This window comes from Streptomyces cyslabdanicus (assembly GCF_052663305.1).
This window is the reverse complement of the sequence record NZ_JBQRUW010000017.1, coordinates 97,985-114,992: the sequence shown is the minus strand read 5'-3', so window position 1 is coordinate 114,992 and position 17,008 is coordinate 97,985. Positions and strand designations below refer to the sequence as shown.

General features: G+C 74.0%; 13 protein-coding genes and 4 pseudogenes. 5 read left to right on the top strand and 12 right to left on the bottom strand.

All coding sequences use genetic code 11. The features are described from left to right. Positions 1 to 7 precede the first annotated feature (7 nt). Entirely contained in the window at positions 8 to 1,789 is a 1,782-nt protein-coding gene (locus tag ACTYVM_RS12705) for a protein phosphatase 2C domain-containing protein (RefSeq protein WP_445526034.1), read from the bottom strand. A 433-nt stretch (positions 1,790 to 2,222) separates the two neighbouring features. Between ACTYVM_RS12705 and ACTYVM_RS12700 the strand changes: the two genes are divergently transcribed. Beyond that, complete coding sequence (locus ACTYVM_RS12700; RefSeq protein ID WP_445526033.1) at positions 2,223 to 3,212, top strand: helix-turn-helix transcriptional regulator; 990 nt, start codon at positions 2,223 to 2,225, stop codon at positions 3,210 to 3,212. A gap of 5 nt (positions 3,213 to 3,217) precedes the next feature. Here ACTYVM_RS12700 and ACTYVM_RS12695 read toward each other — a convergent pair whose 3' ends face one another. The 4 genes from ACTYVM_RS12695 to ACTYVM_RS12680 form a co-directional block, all read right to left on the bottom strand. Then, complete coding sequence (locus ACTYVM_RS12695; RefSeq protein WP_445526032.1) at positions 3,218 to 3,745, bottom strand: methylated-DNA--[protein]-cysteine S-methyltransferase; 528 nt, start codon at positions 3,743 to 3,745, stop codon at positions 3,218 to 3,220. After that, positions 3,742 to 5,142, bottom strand: coding sequence for a DNA-3-methyladenine glycosylase 2 family protein (locus tag ACTYVM_RS12690; RefSeq protein WP_445526069.1), 1,401 nt, complete (start codon positions 5,140 to 5,142; stop codon positions 3,742 to 3,744). Before ACTYVM_RS12690 ends, ACTYVM_RS12695 begins: the two co-directional genes overlap by 4 nt. Positions 5,143 to 5,228: 86 nt before the next feature. Then, the gene (gene rsgA, locus ACTYVM_RS12685; RefSeq protein ID WP_445526031.1) at positions 5,229 to 6,368 is read right to left on the bottom strand and encodes a ribosome small subunit-dependent GTPase A; all 1,140 of its coding nucleotides are present in this window, start codon (positions 6,366 to 6,368) and stop codon (positions 5,229 to 5,231) included. A 287-nt stretch (positions 6,369 to 6,655) separates the two neighbouring features. Continuing rightward, positions 6,656 to 7,036 carry a PIN domain-containing protein gene (locus tag ACTYVM_RS12680; protein ID WP_445526030.1) on the bottom strand — a complete coding sequence of 127 codons (381 nt, stop codon included), beginning with the start codon at positions 7,034 to 7,036 and terminating at the stop codon, positions 6,656 to 6,658. 160 nt (positions 7,037 to 7,196) lie between these two features. Here ACTYVM_RS12680 and ACTYVM_RS12675 point away from each other — a divergent pair. Further along, positions 7,197 to 7,281 (top strand): annotated as a pseudogene (locus ACTYVM_RS12675) (haloacid dehalogenase); the annotation flags it as partial. 307 nt (positions 7,282 to 7,588) lie between these two features. Here the strand turns inward: ACTYVM_RS12675 and ACTYVM_RS12670 are convergent. After that, positions 7,589 to 7,882: a hypothetical protein gene (locus tag ACTYVM_RS12670; protein ID WP_445526029.1), complete on the bottom strand. Its 294-nt coding sequence runs from the start codon at positions 7,880 to 7,882 to the stop codon at positions 7,589 to 7,591. Between ACTYVM_RS12670 and ACTYVM_RS12665 the strand changes: the two genes are divergently transcribed. Continuing rightward, positions 7,766 to 8,245, top strand: a complete 480-nt coding sequence (locus tag ACTYVM_RS12665) for a Scr1 family TA system antitoxin-like transcriptional regulator (protein WP_445526068.1) — start codon at positions 7,766 to 7,768, stop codon at positions 8,243 to 8,245. The two genes, ACTYVM_RS12670 and ACTYVM_RS12665, sit on opposite strands and share 117 nt — an antisense overlap. 13 nt (positions 8,246 to 8,258) lie before the next feature. Here the strand turns inward: ACTYVM_RS12665 and ACTYVM_RS12660 are convergent. Both ACTYVM_RS12660 and ACTYVM_RS12655 read right to left on the bottom strand, forming a co-directional pair. Continuing rightward, positions 8,259 to 8,579, bottom strand: a pseudogene (locus ACTYVM_RS12660) (respiratory nitrate reductase subunit gamma); the annotation flags it as partial. A 95-nt stretch (positions 8,580 to 8,674) separates the two neighbouring features. Continuing rightward, positions 8,675 to 9,544 (bottom strand): annotated as a pseudogene (locus tag ACTYVM_RS12655) (molybdopterin-dependent oxidoreductase); the annotation flags it as partial. 321 nt (positions 9,545 to 9,865) lie between these two features. Here ACTYVM_RS12655 and ACTYVM_RS12650 point away from each other — a divergent pair. Further along, complete coding sequence (locus ACTYVM_RS12650; RefSeq protein WP_445526028.1) at positions 9,866 to 10,288, top strand: pyridoxamine 5'-phosphate oxidase family protein; 423 nt, start codon at positions 9,866 to 9,868, stop codon at positions 10,286 to 10,288. 46 nt (positions 10,289 to 10,334) lie between these two features. Here ACTYVM_RS12650 and ACTYVM_RS12645 read toward each other — a convergent pair whose 3' ends face one another. Together ACTYVM_RS12645 and ACTYVM_RS12640 are read right to left on the bottom strand one after the other, a co-directional pair. Continuing rightward, positions 10,335 to 11,342 carry an Acg family FMN-binding oxidoreductase gene (locus ACTYVM_RS12645; RefSeq protein WP_445526027.1) on the bottom strand — a complete coding sequence of 336 codons (1,008 nt, stop codon included), beginning with the start codon at positions 11,340 to 11,342 and terminating at the stop codon, positions 10,335 to 10,337. A gap of 429 nt (positions 11,343 to 11,771) precedes the next feature. Next, positions 11,772 to 12,665, bottom strand: coding sequence for a pyridoxamine 5'-phosphate oxidase family protein (locus ACTYVM_RS12640; RefSeq protein WP_445526026.1), 894 nt, complete (start codon positions 12,663 to 12,665; stop codon positions 11,772 to 11,774). 231 nt (positions 12,666 to 12,896) lie between these two features. On the opposite strand from ACTYVM_RS12640, the pseudogene ACTYVM_RS12635 reads away from it, so the two are divergent. Then, positions 12,897 to 13,569 (top strand): annotated as a pseudogene (locus tag ACTYVM_RS12635) (CBS domain-containing protein). 54 nt (positions 13,570 to 13,623) lie between these two features. Here the strand turns inward: ACTYVM_RS12635 and ACTYVM_RS12630 are convergent. Together ACTYVM_RS12630 and ACTYVM_RS12625 are read right to left on the bottom strand one after the other, a co-directional pair. Next, positions 13,624 to 14,316, bottom strand: coding sequence for a response regulator (locus ACTYVM_RS12630; protein WP_445526025.1), 693 nt, complete (start codon positions 14,314 to 14,316; stop codon positions 13,624 to 13,626). Positions 14,317 to 14,487: 171 nt separating this feature from the next. Next, positions 14,488 to 16,872 carry a phosphoketolase family protein gene (locus ACTYVM_RS12625; protein ID WP_445526024.1) on the bottom strand — a complete coding sequence of 795 codons (2,385 nt, stop codon included), beginning with the start codon at positions 16,870 to 16,872 and terminating at the stop codon, positions 14,488 to 14,490. Between the last annotated feature and the right edge of the window lie 136 nt (positions 16,873 to 17,008).

The following is a 17,008-nucleotide window of genomic DNA, read 5'->3' as shown; positions in this document are numbered from 1 at the left end:
CCGGCGCTCACGCCTCCCACACGGCCGCGGCCGTACGGTCGTCCGCGTAGCCCTTGACCCGCACCTGGGCGTCCGCCAGGAACGGGGCGAGGCCCGGTGGGACGGGGTCGGACCACCGTCGCGCGAGGTGGGCGCGCGCCTCGGGCTCGCCGCGGAGCGGGTCGGCCAAACCTGCGGTGCACATCAGGAGCGTGTCACCCGGTTGGGCCAGGGAGGCGCGGAAGCGGAAGGGGTCGCGGGGCTGTGCCGGGGCCGGTTCGTACGGGTTCGGCGGGGTGGGGATGCCGAGGTCCATGGTCAGCCGGTCGCCGTCCGGGGTCTCGGACGGCCGCGAGCCGAAACCGACCACGGGGTGGCCGGACGTCTCGGCGACGCCTGGTTCGATGTCCTGCCACTCGCCCTCGCGCAGCCGGAACAGGCCGCCGGCGCCGACACCGAAGAAGACCCGGACGCGGCACGCGGGGTCGGCGGGCAGGAGCAGGCAGCGCAGGCCGGCCGTGTACTGCTCCGGGTCGACGCCCTGTTCGGCGGCGTCCGCGCGGAGTCTGCCGAGGCTGCGGTCGGTGAGGCGGTGCAGTCCCGACTTCAGCTCGCCGCGCCGGGCGGTGCGGATGTCCTCGGCCAGCCGTGCGTGGCTGCGGCCCACGGCCTCGGCGATCCACTGGCACGCCTCGGCGGCCGCGCGGTGCGCCCCCGGGGTGGCGCGGGCCCCGGTGGCCATCGCGATCAGCACCAGCGCCCGGTCCCCCTCGCCGAAGCGGGCGGTGAGCAGCGCGTCGCGGCGCGGCTCGCCCCGGTACCGTGCGGAATCCCCCCGGATCGACACCGCGCGCAGCGTGCAGGCCCCGTAGGCGGCCCCGTCGAGCACGGTGTCCGGCACCGCGACGTCCAGCCCGTCCGGATCGGCCGCCGGCAACGCGGTGGGCTCGGCCGCGTAGGTGGGCGGCCGGGACCCGACATACCCGACGCGAACGTCGGCACCCCGAGCCCCGGACACGCCGTGCGCCCTCACGACACCCGCACCGGCCTGCGGGGCCTCGGAGGCCCGTACGGCCTCCCGCTCCCGACTTCCCGCACCGCCTGATCCGGCCTGCGGGGCCCCGGAGTCCCCTGCTGCCTCCGCGTCCTCGGCAGCCCGTGCGGCTTCCGCCTCCCCGCCGTCCGGCGTGTCTTGTGCCTCCCAGCTGCCCGGTACGGCCTCCGCCACCGCGTCGGCCCATACGGGCTCCGCCTCCCCACTGCCCAGTGCCGCTTGCACTTCGTCCGCGCCGGCTGATGCGGCCTGCGTCTCCGCGTCGCGCGGTGCGTTGTCTGCCTCTCCTCCGCCTGGTGCGACTTGTGCCGCCCCGTCGACCGGCGCACGCCCGGAGCCACCCGCGGCCCCGACGGCCGGAGGCTTCGGCGGCGGGGGCGTGGGCGGAGGCGAGGGCGAGCGGTCGGGCTTCGTCGGTCGAGAGTCCCAAGCGGCCCCCGCCGCCGGGGCCACCGGAGGTACGGGCGGCTGAGACGGCTCCCTGGACTCCCCCGGCCCGGAATCCCAGGCGGCTCCCGCAGCCGGGCCCGGTGGGGTGTCCTCGGGGGTGTGGCGCCACCAGTCGTCCGGGGCCGTGTCCTGGGTGGGGAGCGGAACGCCCCGCGGGGGCCCGCCGACCGTTCCGGACGCCGAGGCGAAGCGGTCGTCCAGGGAATCCGCTCCGGCCGCGGGACCGGTGTCCGCGGCGGAGTCGTCGTACAACTGCCCCCACCAGTCGTCCTCTTGACCGGTGGGCCTTCCCCCCTGCTGGCTCATGCCGCCAATTGTCCACCGCACGGGCCCGGTGGGAACGGGGCATCGGAAAATCCGGACCAAGTCGCCGGGCGGCTCCATCCCCACAAAACAGCCGCCCGGCGAGACCCGCTTGATCCCGGTCCGAATCACCGTCCGGTCGGCCGAAACACCGCCGTCCGCAGCGCCCCGGCGCGGCCCGCGGTGCCCGGTCCGGGCGCTGCGGACCGGGTCCGCCTGCTGCCCCGGCCACCGCACCGTGGGCGTATCCGCGCAGGCCACGCCCACGGCCGGGCACCCCGCTCCCGCCGGTACTTCGGTGGCGCCACCTTGTCAGAGTGACCGGTGGTACAGCGATGATGTGCCGCGGCGGGTTCGCGCCGTGGCTGTTTCCCGCCACCGCCGACGCGCCGCGGAACGTGATGCCGTGGATCCGAAAGGGGAGGGACAGCAGCTGATGCTGGCAGCGATAGGTCTGGACGGGACGCACGAGGCGGCATACCGGGCCCTTGTGTCCATGGGCGCCGCCGAGGTACCCGATCTCGCGCGGCGGCTGCCGCTCGGCGAGCGGGAGACCGAGCACGCCCTGCGCCGCCTGGAACGACACGGACTCGCGGCCCAGTCCTCGGCCCGGCCCGGCCGCTGGGTGGCCGCACCGCCCGGGGTGGCGCTGGGCGCCCTGCTCACCCAGCACCGCCAGGAGCTGGAGAAGGCGGAGCTGGCCGCCGCGCTGCTCGCCGAGGAGTACCGGGCGGCCGGCTCCGAGCCCACGGCGCACGACCTGGTCGAGGTGGTCACCGGCGCCGCCGCCGTCGCGCAGCGCTTCCTCCAGCTCCAACTCGGGGCCGAAGAGGAGGTGTGCGCGCTGGTCACGGGCGACCCGATCGTCGTCTCCGCACTGGAGAACCACGCCGAGGACCAGGCGGTCGCCCGCGGCGTCCGCTACCGGGTGGTGCTGGAACGCGCCGTACTGGACCGGCCGAACGGCGTCGCGGAGCTGGCCACCGCGCTCAGCCGGGACGAACAGGTGCGGGTCGCCGAGACCGTACCGACCAAACTGGTCGTCGCTGACGGCACGCTCGCCATGGTGCCGCTCACCTGGCACACCCAGGAGCCCACCGCGCTGGTCGTGCACGCCAGCGGCCTGCTGGATCTGCTGTACGGGCTGTTCGAGTCGGTGTGGCGGGAGGCGCTGCCGCTGCGGCTCGGGGCGTCCGGCGTGACCGAGGAGGAACCGGACGGCCCCGACGCGATCGACCTGGAGGTGCTGTCGCTGCTCCTGGCCGGGCTGACCGACTCGAGCGTCGCCAAGCAACTCGACCTGGGGCTGCGGACCGTACAGCGCCGGGTGAGGCGGCTGATGGAGCTGACCGGGGTGAGCACCCGGCTGCAACTGGGCTGGCACGCCTACGAACGGGGCTGGGTGGCCCGGGACCGGCACCCCTGACGCGCCTACGGCGCGCCCTCCAGCGTGAGCAGCCGCACCTTCCGCTCCAGGCCGCCCGCGTAGCCGGTCAGCGAGCCGTCCGCGCCGATCACGCGGTGGCAGGGGCGCAGCACCAGGAGCGGGTTGGCGCCGATGGCTCCGCCGACGGCCCGAACGGCGGCGCGGGAAGCGCCGACACGGGCGGCGATCTCGCCGTACGTGGCGGTCGAGCCGTACGGAACCTCGTCGAGGGCGGCCCACACCCGCTCCCGGAAGGCGGTGCCGGAGCTGCGCAACGGCAGCCGGAACTCCTTGAGTTCACCGGCGAAGTAGGCCCGGAGCTGCTCCTGCGCCGCGCGGAAGGGCCCGGGGTCGTGCCGCCAGTCGGCCTGGACCTCACGACCGCCCTTCTGGCCGGGCACGGACAGGGAGGTCAGCGCGCCGGAGGAGTCGGCGGTCAGCAGCAGGGGGCCCAGCGGGCTGTCGAGGGTGGTCCAGTACGTCGTACTGGTGGGGTTCGTACCCGTGGGGGTGGTGTGCAGGTGCGTGGTCATGGGGTGGTCTCCAGCTCTTCGGCGGCACGCAGGTGCCGCAGGGCGTACGAGCGCCAGGGGCGCCAGCTTTCGGGGACGTCCGCGCCGGGCGGGGCCACGTCGGGGTCGCCCAGGGCCCGGGTGCGGATGACGGCGGCCGTGGCCGGGTCCAGGCCGGGCAGGGCGAGCAGCGCCCGGTGCGTGTCGTCGCGGTCGGCCCCCGGGTCCAGCCGCACCGTGCCGTCGGCGAGGGCGGTGGCCAGGGCGCCCAGGGGGCCGTCCGGCTCGGCCTCGGCGAGAACGGCCGGCTCGGGGAACAGGTGGGTCAGCGTGCCGGCGGGAGCGTCCAGTGCCTTGCCGTAGCGCCGTACCAGCTCCGCGGCGGCCGCCGGTCCCACCAGCGCCCGGACCGCCGTCTCCGGCGGGTCGGCCGAGCCCGGCGAGCGCAGGCCGGGCCGGGCGGCGACCAGCGGGGCCAGCCGCGGGTCCGCGCCGAGCCGCTCGTCGACGGCGTACGGGTCGGCGTCCAGGTCGAACAGCCGGCGCAGCCGCTGCACGGCCGTGGTCAGATCACGCGGGTCGGTCAGCCGGAGCCGGGCCTCCAGCCAGCCGCCGGGGTGCGCACCGGACCCGGACCGCGGCGCGCCGGAGCGCTCGTCCACGGCGGCGGTACCGGTGCCGTACGGCAGGCGCAGGGTGCGCCGGTAGGTACGCCGGCCGGGCGCCCCGCTGATCTCCTCGATGCCGGGCACGGCCTCGCGTTCCAGCAGGTCGAAGACCGGCCCGGTCGGGTAGGGGCCCCGGTGGGCGAGCCGCAGCGGGATCCCGGCGGTGGGCGCCGCGGGGCGGCGGCCCCGTGTCCTGTGGGCGGTGGCGCGCAGCTCGCTGGGGGTCGCGGCGTAGACGGCGCGCATCGTGTCGTTGAACTGCCGCACGCTGGCGAACCCGGCCGCGAACGCGATCTGCGTGACCGGCAGGTCCGTGGTCCGGAGCAGGACGTGCGCGCTGTGCGCCCGCTGGGCGCGGGCGAGCGCGACGGGCCCGGCGCCCAGCTCGGCGGTGAGCTGCCGGCGCACCTGCCGCTCGCTGTAGCCGAGCCGTGCGGCGAGCCCGGCGACGCCCTCCCGGTCGAGCACGCCGTCGCCGATCAGCCGCATGGCCCGCCCGACGGCGTCCGCCCGGACGTTCCAGTCGGCGGAGCCGGGCACCGCGTCCGGCCGGCAGCGCCGGCAGGCGCGGAAGCCCGCGCCCTGCGCGGCGGCGCCCGTGGCGTAGAACCGCACGTGGTGCCGTTTGGGGGTCACGGCCGGGCAGCTGGGACGGCAGTAGATCCCGGTCGTCTCGACGGCGAAGAAGAACTCCCCGTCGAAGCGGCCGTCCCGGCTGCGTACGGCCTCGTACCTGGTGTCCTCGTCCATCACGCCGTCCAGTGTCCGCCTCCGCGCGGGGGTCCCGCTGGCGGAAAACGGACACTGCGGCAGGCATGACGAACCTCAGGGCGAACTCAATGCCACCGCCCCCGCTTGGCCTCCATCGCCGCCCGGCCCTCGGCCCCCTTGCGCTTCCAGTCCCGTCGGATCTCCGCGCGCAGCCGCGCGTCGGTCTTGGCGACGATCCACTGGTTCTCGCGCAGGAGCTTGCGGTAGCTCTCCAGCCGCCGCTGGGGCAGCTCACCGGCGTCGACGGCGGCCAGCACCGCGCAGCCCGGCTCGCTGTCGTGGGCGCAGTCCTGGAACCGGCACCGCCCGGCCAGCTCCTCGATCTCGGAGAACACCTGCCCGACCCCGCTCTCGGCGTCCCACAGGCCCACTCCGCGCAGCCCCGGGGTGTCGATCAGGACACCGCCGCCGGGCAGCGCGAGCAGGTTGCGGGTGGTGGTCGTGTGCCGGCCCTTGCCGTCGACGTCCCGGGCGGCCTGAACGGTCATCACCTCCTCGCCGAGCAGCACGTTCGCGAGGGTGGACTTGCCCGCACCGGACGACCCGAGCAGTACGGACGTGCCCGAGGAGACGACGGCGAGGAGCACGTCGAGTCCGTCCCCGGTCAGGGCGCTGACCGGCAGCACCGGCACCCCGGGCGCGCTCGTCTCCACGTCCTGGACGAGATACCCGAGCCCCGTCGCGTCCGGCACGAGGTCGGCCTTGGTCAGCACGATCAGCGGCTGCGCGCCGGACTCCCAGGCCAGCGCCAGGTAGCGCTCGATACGGCCGAGGTCGAGTTCGACCGCGAGGGACACCGCGACGATCGCGTGGTCGACGTTGGCGGCGAGGATCTGGCCCTCGGACCGCTTGGAGGAGGTGGAGCGGACGAAGGCGGTGCGGCGTGGCAGCGTCGTCCGCACGTAGCGCGGGTTGCCGCCGGGCTCGACGGCGACCCAGTCGCCGGTGCACACCACCCGCATCGGGTCGTGCGGGGTGACGAACGCGGTGTCGGCACGCAGCACACCGCCGGCGGTGACGACGTCGCACTGCCCCCGGTCGACGCGGATCACCCGGCCCGGCAGCAGGCCTTCGGCGGTGTACGGGGTGAAGAGCGACTCCCAGCCCTCGTCCCAGCCGTAGGGGGCGAGAGGGTGCGGCGAAACGGAAGAGGGAAGGGACGGAACGGAAGAAGCGGAAGGAACGGAAGAAGCGGAGGAACGCAAGGGGAGACCCTTCACGAGGGCGGCCCCGACGGCCCGCGCGGATGTGCGCGGGCGTGGCAGGAGGTCTCAGCCGGTGGCCGCGGAGGTGGAGTGGATGATCCTGGGATTGCGGGCAGCGCCCATCACCGAGACAGCCATGGGTCACACCTCCTCTTCCTCACGAGAACTCACGTCGCGAACTCACGTCGCGCGCCTCACAGTAGGCGAGCGCGGTGAGACGCCGCCACCGGTTTTCCGCACCGACGCCGCCTCCAGACACTCAGGCCGACCGGAGACTCCGGGAGGGCTCAGGGACTGAGGTCGATGATCCGTACGGGCTGACCCTTCCAGACTTCTGGGGCGGTGGTGGCGATCACCGCGCCGCTCGGCCGCTCCGCGGTCGGCTCGGCGGCGTGTCGCGCGTGAGCGGGGGCCCAGGACATGTCGCGCGCCACGGCAAGCACGGCAGGCAGATCCAGGTCGAGCACCGTGATACCGGGGAGCGCGGCGAGGTGCTCCGCGGTGCCCGGCCGCACGCGGTCCGCCGAGACCAGGGCGCATGCCGGGGCGTACAGGAACCAGCCCGCCTCGGCATGTGCGCGATGGATCAGCCGGCAAGCGAGTACGTTGCCCTTCCCTGCCGCGACCATCACCGTGTCGTCCAGGACGATGTGCAGAAGCTCGGTCACCTGGCCCCCGCCTCGCCCAGCCGCCGGTCCAACTCCGCGTCGAGAGCCACCTGTTCGCTCACGCTCGGGTCGTAGCCGTTCCACTCCCGCAGGGCGGCGCGAGCCTGCTCAGCCCGCTCTGCGCGCTCCTCGGAGGTGAGCAGCGTTTCGGCGAGATGCCGTGTTGTTCGATGCCGATGAGTGCCTTGTCGACGAGGCCCGGAGGTACGGGACGTGGGCGGTCTGGCTGGGGGTGCCACACCACGGCCGGGGCAGCCGATTCGACACGACAATGCTCGACCAGGCCGACCTGCTCAGCAGCGCCAGGGCGAGCGCGAACCTGCCGAGTTTGGGTGCTCTGCCATGCGGCGGACGGTCGCTCGGACGTTCTTCAGCGGCCGTCGCACGGGTCGTTGTCCGCAGACACCGGCTTGGTGTCTGCCGCCAGGCAGGAGGAATACACCCGCGGCGGCGTGGGCCGCGGCTTCGATTCCGACGTGGCGCCCACGGCAATGACTGCCCCGGCACAGACGAAGGTCAGCCCCGCCATCGCGGCAAGCCGGATACCCCGGCTCACTGATCGCCACGGAAGTGGTCACGGAGATCGTCACGGCAGTCGTCCTCGGTGCCGACCTGGAGTCGCGACAAGGCCACCACTCCGTCTCCCATGCCTTCCTGCTTGGCCTTGGCCAGCCGCGCATCGATGTCCGCGATGCGCTCGGCGCACTCGGCACTGACGGACTTCTCGGGCTGCGGGTCCGGTGCCGAGGAGGCGTTCAGTTCGGCGGTGGCGGCGAGGCCGGCCGCGCACAGCACCGCCCACGCGGCACCCCACGAGCGGCGGCTCATCCGTATCGGCTTGGGCATCCAGGCATCTTACGAGCACCGCGGCGGGCTGTCGCCGAAGCGGGACTTCCTCGTCGACGAGACCAACGACGGAGCCGGCCGGCGTCGCCGACGAGGGCGGCGGTGTCTGCCCGATCGCGCGTCGACTTCGGCCGGCAGGACATCTTCGACCGGCAGCCCGCGCCCCTGCCGGGCTTCGTGCTGGACGAGTCGGTGCTGCGACACCGGGACGGAGGAAGGCGGCTACTGCGCGGAGAGTTGGAACCCCTGCTGCTGATCGGCCAGAAGCCGAACGTCGAGATCCAAGGTCACCGCCGGGCCCGGTCCTCACGGTGGCGCGTGAGGACTGGGCCGCGTTCTCGGCGGGCCTTGTCGGAGGGGTGACCCCGCCGCGTCGTCATCCGATGCGTTCCCAGCCGCGGCGGGGCGGTCTCGTGCCGAGGCGGGGATCGCGGCTGCGGTAGACGATGTAGGGGCGGGTGAGATAGCCGACCGGCGCGGTGAGCATGTGGACCAGCCGCGTGAAGGGCCAGGCCGCGAAGAGCAGCAGGGCGCTGAGGGCGTGCAGTTGGAACAGCAGCGGCGCGCCGCTCATCAGGTCCGGGCGCGGTTGCAGGGCGAAGACGGACCGGAACCAGACGGAGATGGTCCGCCGGTAGTCGTAGCCTCCGCCGACCACGTTGGCGGCGACGGTGGCGGACAGGCCGAGCAGGATGGTGTATCAGACCATGGGCAGGGTGCGGTACTCCGGGTGCAGCGGCAGCGCCACCCGGTAGGTGTTGATCAGGGCGTGCACCGGGGAGCGGCGGGCGGCGCGTAGTCCGGGCTGACCGCGACGACCTTCTGGCCCCGGTAGCGGGCCTCGGTCATCCAGTGCGCGTCCGGGGTCCGGGTCACCGGCAGGTTGGAGCCCCACATGATCAGGTAGCCGGCGTCCCACCAGTCCCCCGACTCCGGTACGTCCGTCTGGTCGCCGAAGACCTGCGGCGAGGCGACCGGCAGGTCCGCGTACCAGTCGTAGAAGGACAGCATCACGCCGCCGAGCAGCGAGTAGAAGCGGGCGCCTGCCGCGTGCGAGACCATCGACATCGCCGGGATCGGCGAGAACCCGGCCAGCCGGTCGGGCCCGTACGCCTCGATGGTGTGCACATGCGCGGCGGCGGCCAGCTCCACCGCCTCCGCCCAGCTCGTCCGCACCAGGCCGCCCCTGCCGCGCACGGCCTTGTACCGGCGGGCCCGCCCGGGGTCGGAGACGATGTCCGCCCAGGCCGCGACCGGGTCGCCGAGCCGGGCCTTCGCCTCCCGGTACATCTGGAGCAGCACACCCCGCACGTACGGGTAGCGGACGCGGGTCGGCGAGTACGTGTACCAGGAGAACGCCGCGCCGCGCGGGCAGCCGCGGGGCTCGTACTCGGGGCGGTCGGGACCGACCGAGGGATAGTCGGTCTGCTGGGCCTCCCAGGTGATGATGCCGTCCTTGACGTACACCTTCCACGAGCAGGACCCGGTGCAGTTCACGCCGTGGGTGGAGCGCACCACCTTGTCGTGCGACCAGCGGTCCCGGTAGAAGTCGTCCGCCTGGCGGCCGCCGGTCCTGTGCAGGGTGCGCAGGTCCGGGGAGACCTCCGCCCGGGTGAAGAACCGGCGCGAGCGCACCAGTGCCTGCGTCAGTTCACCGTCCAGGCCCGGCTGTGGGGTTCCGCGTCTGCGCTTCGACGCCGGATCGGTCTCCTTGGCCACCGCGCCGCTCCCTTCCGGGTCCCGCCCGTTGGTCGCTCGCTTCCCTGGCGGGTCCGTGCGGCACGTCCGCACAGCGCGCACGGCACGGTCGGCACCCGCGCACCAAAGGATTCCACCGACCGGGCCGGCGCGCCCCCTGAAGTTGCCGGGTGCTGAGGCGCGGGGTGCTGAGGCCTCGGGTGCTCAGGTGACGCACGGGACCCGGCGGAAGATGTGGGCCAACAGGCCCTAACGCCGGGCCGGGTGCGCGGCGACCATGGAAGGGTGTCCGACAACGATGGCTTTCGCTCGATGGACCGGCAGGAGTGCCTGCGCCTGATGGCCGAGGTACCGGTGGGCCGTGTCGTCTACACCCGGCAGGCGCTGCCCGCGGTGCTCCCCGTCAACTTCGCCCTGGCGGCGGACGCCTCCGTGCTGCTGCGCACCTCCGCGGGATCGGACCTCGTGCGCGCCGTCGACGGGGTCGTGGTGGCCTTCGAGGCCGACGCGTTCGACGCGGAGAGCCGCTCGGGCTGGAGTGTCGTCGTCACCGGGCGGGCGACCGTGGTGACCGATCCGGTCGAGCACGAGCGCCTCATGCGGACCGGACCGCGTTCCTGGATGCCGATCGAGGAGGACGTCTTCATCCGCATCGAGGCCACGATGGTCACCGGTCGGGAACTCACGGATCTGCACGTCGCCAGTTGAGGACGTCGCCGGTCGACGTCGCCGGGGGCAGTGGCCGGGCCGGCCCTCAGCCGGTTCGGCCCGTGGTGTCCGCCGGCGTCTCGTCGGCGTCGGTCACCCGGGTGGCCGCGCGCGGGGTGCGGCCGCCGTCCGGGCCGTAGCCGAAGCGGATCAGCAGGTGGGGGCGGCAGCGGAGCCTCGGGGCTGCCATCGTCGCCCGCAGGTCGGGCCACTCCATCGCCTGGTGCAGCATCGAGGTGCGCACCCCGTACCGGGTGGCCACCAGCAGGGCCCGCTCCATCGCCTGCCCCGCGCGCAGCCAGTCCTCCCGCCGGTCGTGCGCGGTCCACAACAGTGCCACCTGAGCGTGCCGTTCGAAACGCAGGGCGGGCGGGCGCAGCCCGGGCAGCGGGCCGGTGAAGTCCCGCATGGGCATCCGGCCGGCCCTGTCCCGCGGGCCCAGCGAGGTGAGCGGAATGCCGTGCGGGAGGCTCATGTCCGGCGCGTTGACCCAGGCCCTGGTCTCGGCGGTACGGGCCGGGTCAGCAGCGTTGCGTGCCTCGGCCTGCGCGGTCAGGCTCAGCAGGTGCCGGGTGCCGGCGAAGTCGGGGACGTCCAGGTGCGCCCCCTCGATCCGCGCCGCCTTGACCATCTCCAGCACGATGTGCTCCGGAACCGGCCGCCCGGTGAAGGGCATCCGGCTGGTGTGCCGGCGCGCGACCGCGTCGTACAGGCAGCGGTACGACGGCTGTGCGTCCGGCGCCGCCACGAACAGCCGGACGGTGGCCAGCAGGTCGGGGTCGCGCGGGTCGGGCAGGAGGGTCACGACGGGGTCCCAGCCGAGGTGTGCCGCGGCGACCCGGAGGTTGAAGACGGCCGCGCCCACGGAGAGGTGCTGGGCGCGCTGCCGCGGATCGGTCAGCGGCAGGGCCCGTGACGCGGCGCGGACGTGGATGGACCGGGTGTCGGCGTCCATGCCGAACCGCCAGGGCTGGGTGTTGTGGATCGACGGAGCCGCCACGGCCGAGTACAGCAGGCTCTCCAGGGTGGTCGCGTCGACTACCGGTGTCCGCATGACGGCTCCTCCATGGGCTCCCTTGTCGCTTCCCCGTCCACCCTCCTTCGCCGCCGTGCGGGGCGGAAGGGCTCAGCGGTCCCTCGGGAGGGCCGCAGGTCCCGACCGGGGCCGCGGCCGCCGGCCCGGGCCGGACGGCTCTGGTGCCGCGGCGGCCCGTGTGGTGTCATGAGAGTGACGGGAAGGACCGGAAGACGCGGAGAAGCGGCGCGAGCCGCGCACCGCGCAATCAGGATCCGCGAGAAGCGGGTTGTCCTTCCCGTCCATGCGTGTCCGTACGGACCGCAGGACGGCAGGACGGGCGAGACGCGCAGGACGCGAGGACCCTCAGGACCCGTGGGCCCCTCAGGACGAGACCGCGACCCGTGCGGCCCCCAGGGCCCTCGGTCGCGCTCGGCGGGCGGCCCCGCGCTCACCGCCGTCCCGCGCTCACCGCCCCGCGGGGGTGATACGGCGTCCCGTCAGCCGAGCCGGGCGGATGCGCACCCACAGGGTTCGCGGCCCGCCCGCCCAGGGGTCGGAGCGGACCCGTGCCTCCAGCCGGCGCACCGTTTCGGCGTCCGTGACCGCCTCGGCGCGGCCGACCGCCAGCACGCTCCAGCCCCGGCTCATCGTCTCGTCGACGTGGTCCACCTCGAAGGCCACCTCCTGGCCGACGGCCTCGGCGGGGGCCGCGTCGGGCGCGGTGCGGAAGACGACGGCCTCGTCCACCACGTCGTAGTTGACCGGGAGGACGGCTGGCCCGTCCGGGCCGGTCAGCGCGACGCGCCCCACTCCGTGCGTGGACAGCAGCGCCCGGCACTCGTCCGGTCCGAGGTCGGTCAGCCGGGGGTGGAGCAGCGCGTGTCCCTGCCCGGGTGGCAGGTCCTGGTCGCCGCCGGTCAGCGTGATCAGTGTGGTGCCCAGCGCGTCGGCCAGCCGCAGGACGGTCCCCATCCCCGGCGAGGACGGGCGCTGCTCGAGATAGGCGAGGTACTGCGGGGACATCCGGGCCCGGCCCGCCGTCTCCTCCAGGCTCAGTCCCCGCTCCCTGCGGGCGGCCGCCAGCCGCCTGCCGAAGTCCCCGGGCCGGGCCGACCCGGCGCCGGAGGGTCGCGCGGGGGTCTGGCCGCCGGCCGCGGCTCCCTCGTCCTCCGCCCCGGGGTGCCGGACGTGGGTGTCCGGCCCGGGGAACACCAGCGTGACCTCGCCGGTGTCGGACCAGCGCACGTCGTACGGCGGGGTGCCGTCCTCGTGGTGCAGGCCGACGATCTCACCGTCGCGCCGGATGTCTCCGGTGACCGGGCTTTCGACGACCAGCCGGTCGCCCAGCTCAGCGTGCATGGCCATCCCTCCCTCGGGCAAGGGGGTCCGCCCTCCAGGATCGCCCGTCCCCGCCGCCCGCACCAACGGGGACCGAGGTCCCTCGCGGCAGGGACGAACGGCGCCGTCTTCCTGCGCGTTGGGCCCAAGCCCGCGCGGGCGCGCCGCCGCCACCGTGGACAGTGCGGGCCCACGGGCGAACCGTGGACCGGCGCACCCGAACCGGTCGAGCGGACCGAAGGGAGAGACGTCATGCGACACCGTACGGTGGAGGACCTCATGACCCGCGGAGTCGTCCGGGTCCGCCGGGACACCCCGTTCAAGCAGGTCGCCAAGGTGCTGACCGACAACGAGGTGACGGCCGTGCCCGTGGTCGACGCGCTGGACCGTCCCGTCGGGGTGGTCTCCGAGGCGGACCTGCTGCGCACGGTCGCAGGCCGCCCGGACCCGGCCGGCCTGCTGCCCGGCTCGCGGGCGGAGGGCGCGGAGCACGGCGGGTCCGGCGCCGGCACCGCCGAGGACCTGATGACGGCGCCCGCGGTGTGCGCGCCCCGAGTGGACCGTCGTGGAGGCCGCGCGGCTGATGGACGCGCGCCGGGTCAAGCGGCTGCCCGTGGTCGACGAGGGCGGCACCCTCCTGGGCATCGTCAGCCGCGGCGACCTGCTGCGGGTCTTCCTCCGCCGGGACGAGGCCGTCTTCGACGAGATCACCCAGGACGTGCTCGCGCGGACCCTGGGGCTGACCCCGGCGGACGTGACGGTCGCGGTGTCCGACGGGCGGGTCTCACTGAAGGGGACCGTGCAGGCCAGGAGCCTCATCCCGGTGATCGAGCGCCTGTGCGGCGGGGTCGACGGCGTGGTGTCGGTGAGCTCCGACGTCGTCTACCGGCACGACGACACCGGCACACGCGCCGACCGCGCCTGAGGCACCGGCGCGGGAGTCACCGGTACCGCCAGCGCCCTTACCGGCGCCCGACGGTCAGGGGGTCTGCCCGCGCTGCCGGTCCTTGGCCTGGGTGGCGATGACGGCGGCCTGGATGCGCCGCTCCACGCCGAGCTTGGCGAGCAGCCGGGAGATGTGGTTCTTCACCGTCTTCTCGGCCAGGTAGAGGCGCTGGCCGATCTGGCGGTTGGTCAGGCCCTCGCCGATCAGGGCGAGGATCTCCCGTTCGCGGTCGGTCAGGCCGGGCAGCGCGTCCGGCTCCTCCTGAGGCTGCTGCCCGCCGCGCAGCCGGGCCATGAGCTTCGTGGTGGCGCTGGGGTCGAGCAGCGACTGGCCGCGCGCGACGGTACGCACCGCCGAGACCAGGTCCGAGCCCCGGATCTGCTTCAGCACGTAGCCGGAGGCGCCCGCCATGATCGAGTCCAGCAGTGCCTCCTCGTCGTCGAACGAGGTCAGCATCAAACAGGCCAGGTCCGGCAGGCGGGAGCGCAGCTCGCGGCAGACGGTCACGCCGTCGCCGTCCGGCAGCCGGACGTCGAGCACCGCCACGTCCGGACGCAGGGCGGGGACCCGCACCAGGGCCTGGTCGGCGGTGGCGGCCTCGCCCACCACCGTGATGTCCGGTTCGTCGTTCAGCAGGTCGTGCACCCCGCGCCGCACCACTTCGTGGTCGTCGAGGAGGAAGACCCGGATCGGGGTGTCGGGTCCGGCCTGCTCGCGGTCCGCCATCGGTCGCTCCTTGTGGTGTGTCGGCGTGTGGTGTGTCGGCGTGATGCGCCGGCCTGTCTCCAGGATCCTTCACCGAACCGGGTGCCCGGACCAGGGCCGATCGGCCCTGGTCCGCGCACGCCGGGGATGGGATCCTGCCCGCCGCCCGGCACACCGGGGGACACGTCCCGGTCAGCCGTCCCAGGACCAGTCCGCCACCTCGGGCAGGTCCACGCCGTGCTCGCGGATCCAGGCGTGGTGACGCAGCCGGGTGTCCTCCATGCGCTGGCGGACGGCCGCGGCGCGCACCGCGAGGCCGGGGACGCGGTCGATGACGTCCATGACCAGGCGGTAGCGGTCCAGGTCGTTGCTCACCACCATGTCGAACGGCGTCGTCGTGGTGCCGATCTCCTTGTAGCCGCGCACATGCAGGTGGGAGTGGCCGGCCCGCCGGTAGGCCAGGCGGTGGATCAGCCACGGGTAGCCGTGGTAGGCGAAGATCACCGGCTTGTCCCGGGTGAACAGCCCGTCGTACTCGAAGTCGGTCATGCCGTGCGGGTGCTCCTCGCTGGGCAGCAGCCGGGCGATGTCCACGACGTTGACCACGCGCACGGCCAGGTCGGGCAGGTGCCGGCGCAGCAGCTGGGCGGCGGCCAGCACCTCCTGGGTCGGCACGTCGCCCGCGCAGGCCAGCACGACGTCCGGTTCCCGGATGCCGTCCTCGGTGCCGGCCCACTCCCAGATGCCGGCGCCGCGCGCGCAGTGCACCGTGGCCTCCTCCATGGAAAGCCAGTCGAAGCAGGGCTGCTTGCCGGCCACGATCACGTTGACGTAGTCGCGGCTGCGCAGGGCGTGGTCGGCCACGGACAGCAGGGTGTTGGCGTCCGGCGGGAAGTAGACCCGGACCGCTTCGGGGCTCTTGTTGAGGATGTGGTCGACGAAGCCGGGGTCCTGGTGGGAGAAGCCGTTGTGGTCCTGGCGCCACACGTGCGAGGTCAGCAGGTAGTTGAAGGAGGCGATGGGGGCCCGCCAGGGCAGCCGGCGGGTGACGCGCAGCCATTTGATGTGCTGGTTGACCATCGAGTCGACGATGTGCACGAAGGCCTCGTAGCAGGAGAACAGTCCGTTCCGGCCGGTGAGGAGGTAGCCCTCCAGCCAGCCCTGGCAGGTGTGTTCGGACAGGATCTCCATCACCCGGCCGTGCGGGTCGAGGTGCTCGTCCACCGGCAGGGTCAGCGCCTGCCACGCCTTGCCGCTGGCGCCGTAGACGGCCTGGAGGCGGTTGGAGGCGGTCTCGTCGGGGCCGACGAGCCGGAAGTCGCGCCGGTCCGCGGTGGCGGCCATGACATCTTCGAGCAGGTCGCCGAGGACGCGGGTGGGCTCGTGCAGGGTCGCGCCGGGCTTGTCGACCTCGGCGGCGTACTTCTCCAGCGGGGGCAGGGGCAGTTCGCGCAGCAGGAGTCCGCCGTTGGCGTGCGGGGTGGCGCCGAGCCGGCGGCTGCCGTGCGGGACACAGGCCAGGACGGCGGGGCGCGGGGCACCGTGCTCGTCGAACAGCTCCTCGGGGCGGTACGAGCGCAGCCACTGCTCCAGCTGCCGCAGGTGCTCGGGGTTGTCCCGGACACCGGCCAGCGGGACCTGGTGGGAGCGCCAGGTGCCCTCCACGGGCAGCCCGTCGACCTCGGCGGGTCCGGTCCAGCCCTTGGGGGTGCGCAGCACGATCACGGGCCAGCGGGGCCGCTCGGTGGCGCCGTCGACGCGGGCGGCGCGCTGGAAGGCGGCGATGCGGTCGAGCGCGGTGTCCATGGCCGCGGCCATGGCGCGGTGCACGAGGGCCGGGTCGTCGCCGGTGACGTGGATCGGGTCGTGGCCGTAGCCCCTGAGCAGGTCGTCGAGTTCCGCCTCGGGGAGGCGGGCCAGGACGGTCGGGTTGGCGATCTTGTAGCCGTTGAGGTGCAGGATCGGCAGGACCGCCCCGTCGTGGACGGGGTCGAGGAACTTGTTGGAGTGCCAGGACGCGGCCAGCGGGCCGGTCTCCGCCTCGCCGTCGCCGATCACGCAGGCGACGACCAGGTCCGGGTTGTCGAGCGCGGCGCCGTAGGCGTGGGACAGGGAGTAGCCGAGCTCGCCGCCCTCGTGGATGGAGCCGGGCGTCTCGGGGGCGACGTGGCTGGGCACCCCGCCGGGGAAGGAGAACTGCTTGAACAGCCGCGCCATGCCGGACGTGTCCCGGGTGATGTCCGGATAGGTCTCGGTGTACGAGCCTTCCAGCCAGGAGTTGGCCAGCACGGCGGGCCCGCCGTGGCCGGGGCCCCAGACGCACAGGGCGTTCAGGTCGCGGGCCCTGATGACGCGGTTGAGGTGGGTGTGGACCAGGTTGAGGCCGGGCGAGGTGCCCCAGTGGCCGAGCAGGCGTGGCTTGATGTGTTCCGGGCGCAGCGGTTCGGCCAGCAGCGGGTTGCCCATGAGGTAGATCTGGCCGACGGAGAGGTAGTTCGCGGCGCGCCAGTGGGCGTCCAGCGTCGCGAGCTCCTCGTCCGTGAGCCCGGCGGCTGCCTGCTGCGTCTCGACGGACATCGGGGTTCCTTCCGGGTCGGGACCGCGGTCGGGGGTACCGCGTGCGGGTCGGGGGTACCGCGTGTGGGCGGCACACCCTCCCACCCTCCATGTCCCGCGCGGGTACCCGACAGGGCCGTTCGGGTCACTCCTCGGG